Below are 8,034 nucleotides of genomic sequence, written 5' to 3' on the forward strand. Positions count from 1 at the left end.
GACACCGTCGCCCGGTTCGTCCCATACTGGGAAGAAACGATCGCGCCTTCGGTGAAGGCCGGGCGGAAGGTTATCGTCGTCGCCCATGGCAACTCGATCCGCGCTCTCGTGAAGTACCTCGACGGCATCAGCGATGACGACATCGTCGACCTGAACATCCCGACGGGCATCCCGCTCGTGTATCAGCTCGACGAGCACCTCAAACCGATCAACCATACCTACCTCGGCGACCCTGAGGCTGCTGCGCGAGCTGCCGCCGCTGTCGCAAACCAAGCAAAGACCACGTAACCGGACCAGCGTCTGTTTTCGCACAACGACTATAACAGGCGGCCGTTCTGCGTACCCAGGCCGCTGTCCCTCGTGTCGTATGGACGGTCGGGAACTTCTTGAGGCGATGAGACGTCTTAGATAGGTCATATGGGTAGCTTTACGTGACATGTCTGGTGAACAACACCATGCAAACGGACTTCCGACAGACGCCTGGAGGCGATTTCAGTGAATAGGAAGACAGGAACAGTAGTTGTTGTTTCGGCCGTGGCAGTGCTGGCGGTGGCGATCGTGATCGTGGCAGCTGTCGCCAAGCCAAAACGAGCAGCCGTTATGACCCAGCCTCAGAGCTTCTCACAGATTACGTTGATAGATAAAAACACCGGGTGGGCACTAAGCACAAATGGCCAAATCCTGAGGACTGCAAACGGTGGAGCTACATGGGCCGACGTTTCGATCTCTCAGACGCCCCTCCCTGTTCAGGTCCCCGCGACGATTGGTACTTGCTTTTTTGACGGGCAGACGGCGTTCGTGGCAACCAATGCCGGCACCGACAATCAGCCACAGATCGTGGTCTACCGTACGAGTGACAAGGGTTCGACCTGGGACAGTACCAATATCGTTACCAAGCTGGATTGGGAAAAAGGTGACATCGGCGGCGTCAAGATCAGCTTCGCCGACGCGTCGAACGGCTACCTCATGATCACTGGGACACCCGGGGCTGGACAGATGGCAAAATCACTGTACCGGACGACCGACGGCGGCAAGACCTTCTCCTTTGTCCGGGATATCACCGGCATGACGGATGCAGCCGGAACGATGAATGGAATAGCGGGCTATCCGACCGGCATGACGTTCTCCACGCCTCAAACCGGATATGTGACATGCTCCTACAGTGCATATACGTTTGTACTGATGTTCAAGACGACGAACGGCGGTACAACATGGAAACTATGGTCATTGCCTGTCCCTGCTGCATATGAAAACTTGTCCCCTGCGAATAATTACTACGCCGACGCGTATCCTCCTGTGTTCTTTGGAGAACAGAAGAAGACTGGTGTTGTCATGCTGGATTTTGTGGAGGACGGCAACCACGTGATGCAGTCGTACCGCACCACCGACGGTGGCGGCACTTGGACGTTGGGCCCTGCTTCGAACAATCCGGACGTCAGGACCTATTCTTTCATCGATGCCACGACCGGCTGGGGCCTGAACGAGAACGGCAAGATCTTCACGACAACGGATGGCGGAGCGACGTGGATACCGGTGAAGACCAGCAACCCATAGCAACCTCTGAATATCTAGCAATAACTCTTCGCGTAATTGGACGCCTGTCACCCTGACAGGTACTATGAAGACAAACCCCCGGCCATAAGGCCGGGGGTTTGTCGTACGGAAAGAGAACAGGATCTAGAGCAGACCAGCCTCGTGATGCTTGGCGGCAATCGTGTCCGCCAACGCATCGATAGCCTGCATGTCGGCGGCACGAGGGTCGCCCTTAGCGAGGACGGGTGTGAGGAGTTCGGCTTTCAGCGGCGCGATAAGTCCGCCAAGAACGTCGATGATGCGCTGACCCCACCCAAATGATCCAATAATGGATACGAACTTCGTCTTTGGACGAAGAGCCCCTGCCAGGTAAGCGATCTCGATGGTCTTGGGATGCGGACCGGTCAACACGGCAGGTGTGCCGATGACGATGGTCGCGGCGTCCACGAGGGACATGGCGATGTCGCCGAGGTCGGCAGTCGTCAGGTCGAACCGTTCGACGGTAACACCGCGGTCGGCCAAGGCCGCCGTAAGGCGATCGACCATCTTCAGCGTGCTCCCATGCATGGAGATAAAGGGGATGACGACCTTGTTGTGCGGAGGGCCGCCTGCCCATTCACGATAGGCGTCGAGGATGAATGCCGGCTCCTTGTAGACGGGGCCATGGCTGGGACCGATCATATCGATCTGCAGACCTGTCAGCTTGTCCAGATTCTTCACGATGAAACCACGGAACGGCATCATGATCTCAGCATAGTAGCGTTTGGCGCCGTGCATGACGATGTGGCGCTCNNTACGTGCCCATCGTTTCGGGCCAGTGAACCCATGGCAGGTAGATGAATCGCAGGGTCTTGTTGCCCAGCGATAGTGTCTCACCGTCGGCAACGGTTTTGAACCGATCGTCCGGGATATCCAGGTGTTCCTGCAGCAACTCCTTTGCCTTCGGATTTGTTACCAGCACAGCCCCAGGATACCGGGCAAGGACGGCAGGGATGGAGCCGCTGTGGTCCTGTTCGGCATGCTGTGCAACAAGGTAATCCAGGCGCTGGACAGTGTCGAGCTGAGCCATCAGGACGTCAACCTTGGCCGGATCGACAGTGTCGACCAGCGCGGTCTTCTCACTACCCCGCACCAGATACGCGTTATAGCTGGTCCCTTCAGGCAACGGGATCAGCGAGTCAAACAATTTTCGGTCCCAGTCGACCGCTCCCATGAGGGTGATGCCTGGCATTATTGGTCGTGCGTTCACGGTAACCTCCTTGGTCTTGTCAACAGGCTACAGTAACGTGTCTTCAATCAGTATTCGGAACCACCTTCTCCAGCATCCCAAGGAGTGACTCCTGCTCATTCACTGTCAGTGTGGACAACATCGTGTCTAGTTTGGCTGCGCGTAGAGAACGTGCCTTGGAAGCAATTTTTCTACCCTGCGGCGACAGATACAGACAGACAGCACGCTGATCATCGGGATCGGCACCGCGCTGCACCAGCCCCATGTTTTCCAGTCTGCGGACTCCAATACTGATGGTCGGAGCAGTCAAATCGAGCCGTTGGGCAGTGTCCTGCACGCGGCATCCAGGATGCTCAGAAAGCGACAGCAGCAACGAGAGCTGAGACGCGGTCAGTCCACCGACTCGACGCGGGTCCTCAGTTTCCCAGTAGCTGCGCAGCCTCGCCAGAACTAGTTCCATACGCTTGCTGTTAGTTATATTTTTCATCACGGTTCCCCCTTACTTTGATAAGCTAAGAGTAGAGGGCATTTGGCATCCGTCAATGGTCTTTTGTAAAGATATCAAGGAGAAGGAGACCGTTAGCTCCATTTTGACAGCATTTGCAGTGTTGACTCGGTACGAGGCGTGTTCACTAAGTGCCAACGGGGGGCTGGCAACCTCAGAATCCTAGGGACTAGCTCCGACTAGGAATAAGCTGATTCATGTGTGCGATGAAACTGCTTGCTAGCTCATGCGCGCGCAGTATCTCTGCCTTGGCATAGACCTGCCGACCCTGCCATGGGTAGTGCATTTCCCCATTGAGTGGCGAGGAGTCAAGCATATTCCCCAATATGCGGTCCCTCTTGATGCGCCCGAAAGCATCATGGATAGACGACAAGCGCTGCTGATACTGACGTGACAGATGTTCTTCGATATGATAGTCGTCGATCAACTGGTTCAACCCAATACGATTGTTGATCGCTCGGCCAAACTCAACCATCAGCTTCGATTTATCAGCAAGACGGTAGAGCTCGTGCTCAAGTGCCAGGCGAATGTACATGCACGCCGCTCGGTAGTCTGGATTCGTTGAGTTGATGAGTTGTCCCGCTTCTTCTATGTACCGACTTGGCTTCTCCTCCCCCAGAACGACCACACCGCTATTGTCCGCACTTGTCTGGTATACCTTCGAAGAAGGGCTCAGGGCGTGCCGCAACATGTCCAAGAACAGCCTATCGCTTGTTGTTATAATCACTTGGTACTCTTTCGAGAGCTCTGCTAGATACTCAACGAGTGCATATCGATGATCTTGGTCTATGGCGAAAATCGGATCATCGATCACGACAAAACGATATCGCTGCTGACGCTTCAATCGTGCGATCAGCGCTGCAAAGCCGACACACCGGAGGTATCCGGTACTCATGTAATCAACGGGCTCGATGGTTTGGCCGTCTGTGCGTGTGCGAACCCTGATTGACAGTTTCTTCTCAGAGACACTTGCATTCAAGGAGATCGACTGAACACGATTCTCGGGATTGAGGCGGTTATACCCGTCGGTAAGTTCTGTACGACTTACGGCACCTAGCTCCCGTCGTATCGCCTTGCTGGCAAGATCGCCAAAGACCTTGCTGAATCTCCTTGCGTCAAGCCATAGTGCCTTGTACATAGACCGCAGCTCCTGCGCGGTCTCTTGCATGATTCTCTCATTCTTGATTATCTTCGTGAGGTTGTCTATGATCGCTCTCTCTCTGCGCGCTTGCCCAAGATTCCCCCACAAGACCAACGTTGCCCTGACTGATTTCTTATCGCTCGGCTTCTGGCACCAGAGTTCACGAGGAATTTCGCTCTTCAGGTCGGCCAAGACTTCATTGTATATGTCTCGCGTTTCATGCGTCTTCTGCTGGAAACTCTGAAGCCTCGTCTTAGCCTCGCCCTTGATAATCCAGTACTTGTACTCCTCCCACTTATCCTTCCTCTTAGCGGGACGTCGTGCCTTTGCCTCTTTCCATTTCAGAAGAGCTGCTTCATAGGCCCCCCGTAGGGATTCGCAAGTGTTCTGCTGTGAGGCCATGTAGTCATCTCGAGACCTCAAGTAGTTGAGTTTCCGCATCACGTCAAGTTGCACGTCCTCATCGGGGAGTACGGTCGGGATGCGTTTTGGTTTCAGCAGGTGCACCAACTCTTTCTCAGCCTCGGGGAGATCACGTTGCTCGCGCCTCGTATCTCCCTGCGATTTCCTTTGGTCTTTGAGTGTCTCCTCCAGCCCCTGGCGGGCCAATTCCTTGAACTTGTTCAAACCGCTTGAGAACGTGACCAGGTCCTCGAATCCCAGCAGGTCGGCGAATCGATTCCACAGATTCGAATGGCTGTCGAGGACGAAGCGTTCGACACTGTACGCATTGACGAAACAATAGGAGGCGTCGCGATCCTCGCAGGATTCCTCAAACGGCGAGACAGGATTGGAAACTCGCTCCAGAAAACGCTGACTGGTTCGTCTCCCGTTCCTCAACGTGACCTTCACAGAACACAACTGGGAGGTTTCTGCAGAATTGCTGATCAATAGTGCATTTTGATTTCCGAGCTCGCGCTCTTTCCACTCCTGGAGCTGTCCAGTCAACGCCCATTCGAGAGCGTCGCAGAAGCTGCTCTTTCCGGAACCGTTCTGGCCGTAGATCAGCACGTTCTGCCCTCTCGGTCTGATTCCGTTGAATGCAGGATATCCCTGATCGTCCTCTGCCCGCGGAAATCCCCGTATGCCATTGATGCCAACTTCCTGAATGCGGTCGTGAAGCCGTTCGTTACCCGTATCAGTGATTGTGAGCTCACCCGCTGGGCACGCCTTCTTGTACATGGTCCGCAGGTCAGGAAGAACCTCCATGAAAGGATCTTCCGGGCTCGTTGCTGATGTAATATCGTCCCGCAACCATGCGACCAAGTTGTTGCCTGCTGGCAGCATCGCAAGTGTCTCTGTAAGGACTTGTGACAGTAGGCTTCTCATGACATGGGCCTTGGAGCCACTACATCATGCAGGAGAGGTACTAATCTCAAGTATTCCAACGCAATCTTCTCGCGACCAACAAGAATACCCCCCAATTTGCTCAGCTTTCTTGACACAACTCAGGAGCTTCTTCGGAAACCTTGCTCTCCATGCGCCCGGTGGTCCGTTCGCCAGTGAGGCCATTCTATAGCAGCACGAACTGTGCTCACTCTCTTGCCCCTTCCTCTTCCCTTATCCAAAGGACACACTAAAGATATTATACGCGAAAGACGCCCGAGTCATCTGAGGACCCCGGACGCCGTGTCATGCGTCATATCTCTATGTGTGTCTGTGTTGTCGTCTAGTGCAGGATCCCCCTCAGTAGGGCGACTCCGCCGATGAGCAGGAGAAGCCACCAGAAACACAGCACGAAGATGAACCTGAGCACAATCCACACGAACTTGAACGTAGCCCCCGTGACTGCTCCCACCACGAGAAGCGCCGCGACAACAATGCCAAACGGTACAAGGACCAATTCCATCGGCACCACCTCCAGACCTTGTCTATGGTCGCCGCGCGCAAACGTTACACGTCCTGCGGAGCGCAGGAGGCGCCTGCCATCTCGTCTCCGTTTTCCGATCAGAGGTCACCAGTCATTGACCGTCGGCCACCTTGCGCTATCCTGACAGTGCGCACGTATTCGAGCGACATAGGTGAGAGGGGGTTAACATGAGCAAGCGATGGGTCAGTGAACTGCTGGTAACAATTGTCGCTGCCGTCTGTACGGCTGTCATGGGAGCCCTGTTCTGGAGCTTTGGTACACGCACTGACTACTGGGGTCTGCTGATCCCTGCGCTGTTCCTTGTCTTCTACATCAGCTGGAAATCTGCGAGTCGCGCGCAAGAGTCCGTGTCTGCCATCCCGTATTCGGTGCTCATGGTTCTCGTCTCCGCCCTCGTGCTCATCTTCGACCTGAAGTTCTAATGGATACCCCTGAAGTAGAGACTGTCCTCCTCGCCTGTCAGACGGTCGAGCGCCAGGGCGCCTTCAAGTCCGTCGAGCTGACCATGCTGTTGACCCGCTCATTTGTCGTGCTCGCCCCGTTCGACCAGACGAAAGTTCGCAAGATTCGCGAGGCAAGAACAGCCGACGCAAAATCGCGGGGAGCAAGCCGTTTCCAGCAGATGTGGTACGCTGCCCAGGCGCCATTCGCGCTCATTGACGGGTATCCCGGGATGACGATCGCCGATGTCATGGCGGAACTGCCGACAGCCCGTACGCTGGGCTATGCCGACCTCGAGGAGGTCTCTCTTCTCGAGAGCACTCCACCACCACCGAGCCACTTCGGGCCACGCACCCCCGGAGAGCCTCCCCACAAGCTCATGCTCACGACGACGACTGGAGAGATCTCCCTGCAGGTCGACGGTCATACGGACCCACGTGAGCTGCGCCGATTGCTTAAAGAGATTGCCATAGACAAGTTCGTAGCGAACGAGTGACCCAGGCAACTGGAATCGTCAACGCCGAACTGCCACGCCCACCGTGGAGCCTCCGGGCAGAAGTCTGGACGCCCTACGTTACATCACCAATGTCCGGAAGCGGCATGTAGCCTGAAGTATTTCGGAAGTTGACATATCCTGAAGGTTTGCTATACTAATAACAGAAGAAGGTAGCCTCGCGCGGAACATAGCTTGCGTTCATGGCGGACTTGTCTGCTCGCTCCGAGGTTGCCTTTTTCGCATGTTCCGAGGAGAGAGCCGAACGATGAGCCGCATACGAAAAGCACTGCTTGCTATCTCTGGTGGTCACTTTCTTGTTGAAGGGTACGCCGCCTTTCTCCCCCCTCTCGTTCCTGTCTTCCGCACACGTCTGGGTTTCTCCCTGGGGGCCGCCGCCGCACTGGCTGCCAGTCTCCCTATCGTTTCGGGCCTTGTCCAGACGATCTTCGGCCTGGTATCCGACCGCATGCGGCATGCCAACGCGCTTGTCGTGACCTCTTCGATCCTTGCCGCCGTTTCGCTGGCACTGCTGCCGTTCGCCCGCAGCTTTGGCTGGCTCCTGCTCATCTTCACGACCATAGCTCTGTCGCTTGCGATGTTTCATCCACAGGGAGCCATCGGTATGAGCCAGCTGTCCTCGACGAATAAGGGCCGGTTCATGTCCGTCTTCAACTTCGGCGGGTCTATGGGTTCCTTTGTGGGCTCGCTGGTGATCATTCCTCTCTTTGGATTGCTGCACCTCCAGCGCTTCTGGATCCTGGCCATCCCTGGCTTCGCACTGGCTTTCTTCCAGGTATTTGCACTCCCACGCCAGGAAGAC

The 8,034-nt window shown here is 55.5% G+C and carries 8 protein-coding genes and 1 pseudogene; 5 read left to right on the plus strand and 4 right to left on the minus strand.

Annotation, left to right across the window (positions count from 1 at the left end):
• Both SMC5_RS07120 and SMC5_RS07125 read left to right on the plus strand, forming a co-directional pair.
• Positions 1 to 288, plus strand: a 288-nt coding sequence (locus SMC5_RS07120) for a 2,3-bisphosphoglycerate-dependent phosphoglycerate mutase (RefSeq protein WP_119120154.1), incomplete at its 5' end; no start/stop codon positions are given.
• Between the two features lie 207 nt (positions 289 to 495).
• Complete coding sequence (locus SMC5_RS07125; protein ID WP_119120155.1) at positions 496 to 1,554, plus strand: WD40/YVTN/BNR-like repeat-containing protein; 1,059 nt, start codon at positions 496 to 498, stop codon at positions 1,552 to 1,554.
• Between the two features lie 123 nt (positions 1,555 to 1,677).
• On the opposite strand, the pseudogene SMC5_RS11715 reads toward SMC5_RS07125, so the two are convergent.
• The 4 genes and pseudogenes from SMC5_RS11715 to SMC5_RS07145 form a co-directional block, all read right to left on the minus strand.
• Positions 1,678 to 2,782: pseudogene (locus tag SMC5_RS11715) on the minus strand (FprA family A-type flavoprotein).
• A 43-nt stretch (positions 2,783 to 2,825) separates the two neighbouring features.
• Positions 2,826 to 3,248, minus strand: coding sequence for a MarR family winged helix-turn-helix transcriptional regulator (locus SMC5_RS07135; protein ID WP_119120156.1), 423 nt, complete (start codon positions 3,246 to 3,248; stop codon positions 2,826 to 2,828).
• A 187-nt stretch (positions 3,249 to 3,435) separates the two neighbouring features.
• Positions 3,436 to 5,736, minus strand: coding sequence for an AAA family ATPase (locus tag SMC5_RS07140; RefSeq protein WP_119120157.1), 2,301 nt, complete (start codon positions 5,734 to 5,736; stop codon positions 3,436 to 3,438).
• 340 nt (positions 5,737 to 6,076) lie between these two features.
• Positions 6,077 to 6,256: a hypothetical protein gene (locus SMC5_RS07145; RefSeq protein ID WP_119120158.1), complete on the minus strand. Its 180-nt coding sequence runs from the start codon at positions 6,254 to 6,256 to the stop codon at positions 6,077 to 6,079.
• Positions 6,257 to 6,444: 188 nt separating this feature from the next.
• Between SMC5_RS07145 and SMC5_RS07150 the strand changes: the two genes are divergently transcribed.
• From SMC5_RS07150 to SMC5_RS07160, 3 genes are all read left to right on the plus strand, one after another.
• The gene (locus SMC5_RS07150; protein WP_119120159.1) at positions 6,445 to 6,699 is read left to right on the plus strand and encodes a hypothetical protein; all 255 of its coding nucleotides are present in this window, start codon (positions 6,445 to 6,447) and stop codon (positions 6,697 to 6,699) included.
• On the plus strand, positions 6,699 to 7,214 hold the full coding sequence (locus SMC5_RS07155) for a hypothetical protein (protein ID WP_119120160.1): 516 nt from the start codon (positions 6,699 to 6,701) through the stop codon (positions 7,212 to 7,214). The genes SMC5_RS07150 and SMC5_RS07155 overlap by 1 nt, the downstream gene beginning before the upstream one ends.
• Positions 7,215 to 7,479: 265 nt before the next feature.
• The coding region (locus SMC5_RS07160; protein WP_165849010.1) for an MFS transporter at positions 7,480 to 8,034 on the plus strand (555 nt) is incomplete at its 3' end.

Origin of the sequence: Candidatus Cryosericum odellii (assembly GCF_003570935.1) — a bacterium.
Taxonomy (GTDB): Bacteria; Caldisericota; Caldisericia; order Cryosericales; family Cryosericaceae; genus Cryosericum; species Cryosericum odellii.